3 protein-coding genes are annotated in these 2153 nt (G+C 73.1%); 2 read left to right on the top strand and 1 reads right to left on the bottom strand.

Going from position 1 to position 2153, the window contains the following annotated elements; genetic code table 11:
* Positions 1–158 precede the first annotated feature (158 nt).
* A complete protein-coding gene (locus ACFU99_RS41520) occupies positions 159–296 on the top strand; it encodes a hypothetical protein (RefSeq protein WP_384403357.1) in 138 nt (45 codons plus the stop codon).
* Positions 297–409: 113 nt separating this feature from the next.
* On the opposite strand, the gene ACFU99_RS41515 is transcribed toward ACFU99_RS41520, so the two are convergent.
* Entirely contained in the window at positions 410–829 is a 420-nt protein-coding gene (locus tag ACFU99_RS41515; protein WP_384403354.1) for a hypothetical protein, read from the bottom strand.
* Positions 830–1100: 271 nt separating this feature from the next.
* Here ACFU99_RS41515 and ACFU99_RS41510 point away from each other — a divergent pair, with 271 nt between their 5' ends.
* On the top strand, positions 1101–1820 hold the full coding sequence (locus ACFU99_RS41510; RefSeq protein ID WP_384403359.1) for a GntR family transcriptional regulator: 720 nt from the start codon (positions 1101–1103) through the stop codon (positions 1818–1820).
* Positions 1821–2153 lie beyond the last annotated feature (333 nt).

Raw genomic sequence — 2153 nt, 5'->3', positions numbered from 1 at the left:
GCACGGTCCCCTGACCCGTACGCGACACGTCCTTCCGCCGCCGCACTCGCCGCGACCGCGGCGGGCGCGGCCCGAAGCCCGGCCCGAAGCCCGGCCCGAAGCCCGGCCCGAAGCCCGGCCCGAAGCCCGGCCCGAAGCCCGGCCCGAAGCCCGGCCTGATGCCCGGTCCGAGGCGCGGTGTCCTGCGCGTCTGCACCACGGGCGACTACGCGCCGTTCAACCGCCTCGATGCCAAACCCAAGTTCGTGGCCACGACGTGGGCGAAGCTGGTCGACGACCTGTCGGCCGGGCGCTGAGCACTACATCGACCAGTGGGTCCATCTGGCCGTCCACGACGGCACGTTCGCCAAGTTCCGGGACGATTGGATGAAGTGACAGTCGCGGAGCCGTCCCCGAGAGGCCCGTACGGTCAGTGCACGCGCACGGTCTGCGGGGCCGAGGCGGAGGCCGCCTTCGGGTGCCTGTCGTGCGGTCCGGACAGGACGTAGAGCACGCCCCGGAACTGGAAGGTCCCGCGGTGCCGCCCCGTGAGCCGGGCGTCGACGCGGGACCGGTGCGCGGTGACCCTGCCGCACTTCACGTTCCGCCAGCGCCCGTGGTAGCCGGAGCGCCCCTGCACACAGGCCCGCAGATACCGGCCGCGCCCGCCGCTCTCCGAGCCGCTGACGCGGACTCCGAACATATGCCCCACCCGCACCATGTGCTGGGATATCCGGATCTCGGTGCCGCCCTTGGCGAACGCCGGGGCGGTGGGGAGCGCCACCGCGAGGATCGCGCCGAGCGCGCCCACGACGGCGAGGCGCACCGCGCGCCTTTTTATGCCGTTCATCGAGCCAGTCCTTCCGGGTCGCCCCGTCCGGGCCGGGCGGCCGCGGACGCGATCATTAGACACCCCGCTCCGCCGCCGCCCCAAGGCATCGGATCATCCAGGAGGATCGCCGGGGATCGCCGGGGACCGCCCGAGACCGCCTAGGACCACCCAGGATCCCCCCAGGATCACCCGACCCATTTGTCCGGACAATCAGACCTCAGGACTTCCCGTCATCAGTTCATCCGGCTAGGCTCCCCGCGTGGCGAAGGACCGACCCCTCCAGTTCAGCGTGGACCGCAGCAGCCCGGTGCCGCTCTACTTCCAGCTCTCCCAGCAGCTCGAAGCGGCGATCGAACACGGCGAGCTGGCGCCTGGCAGCCTGCTCGGCAACGAGATCGAACTGGCGCAGCGGCTCGGCCTGTCCCGGCCCACCGTCCGGCAGGCCATCCAGTCCCTGGTCGACAAGGGCCTCCTCGTCCGCCGCCGCGGCGTCGGCACCCAGGTCGTGCACAGCCAGGTCAAGCGCCCCCTGGAGCTGAGCAGCCTCTACGACGACCTCGAAGCGGCGGGCCAGCGGCCCGCGACCCGCGTCCTGCGCCACACCACCGAGCGCGCCACCGCGGAGGTCGCGGCGGCCCTCGGCGTCCCCGAGGGCACGGAGGTCGTCCTCGTCGAGCGGCTGCGCCTCGCGCACGGCGAGCCCATGGCCCATCTGCGCAACCACCTGCCCGCCGGGCTGCTCGATCTCGATGACGCCGCACTGGAGGCGACCGGCCTCTACCGCCTCATGCGCGCTGCCGGCATCACGCTGCACAGCGCCCGGCAGTCGGTCGGGGCCCGCGCCGCCACCGCCGAGGAGGGGGAGCGGATGGGCGAGCCGGCGGGTGCGCCGCTGCTGACGATGGAGCGTACGACCTTCGACGACACGGGGCGGGCGGTCGAGTTCGGCTCGCACGTCTACCGGGCCTCGCGCTACGCCTTCGAGTTCCAGCTGCTCGTACGGCCGTGAACGCGCGGCTGCGCCCACCTCCCCGCGTACGCCCGTACGGACCGGCAGTCAGAATGTTCTGACAAAGTCTTGACGCGGCGGTCCGCGCGCCGTTAGAACACCCCCAGCCGCCATCGGGCGGCCCGGCGGAAGGCGGACCGCGATGCGTAGGACCCGTACGGCAGCGGCCCCCGGCACGCGCGACGACGGCCCCGCCGCGGACCGCGCGACATCCCCCATGGCGGAAAACCGCTCCCTGCGAGCGCCGCCCCCGTCACCGATACGGACGTGCCGGCGCTGGAGAAGTTCGCCGCTCGCGGGACCCGCTGGCCCCCCGGCGAACAGTGGTAACGG

The sequence above is a fragment of the Streptomyces sp. NPDC057654 genome (assembly GCF_042800135.1).
GTDB lineage: Bacteria > Actinomycetota > Actinomycetes > Streptomycetales > Streptomycetaceae > Streptomyces.
Note: the sequence above shows the minus strand (reverse complement) of the source record. Positions and strands in the feature narration are given on the sequence as shown.

Coding starts and splice junctions, on each gene's coding strand:
- ACFU99_RS41515 (WP_384403354.1), bottom strand. CDS start 829: ATGAACGGCATAAAAAGGCGCGCGGTGCGCCTCGCCGTCGTGGGCGCG.
- ACFU99_RS41520 (WP_384403357.1), top strand. CDS start 159: ATGCCCGGTCCGAGGCGCGGTGTCCTGCGCGTCTGCACCACGGGCGAC.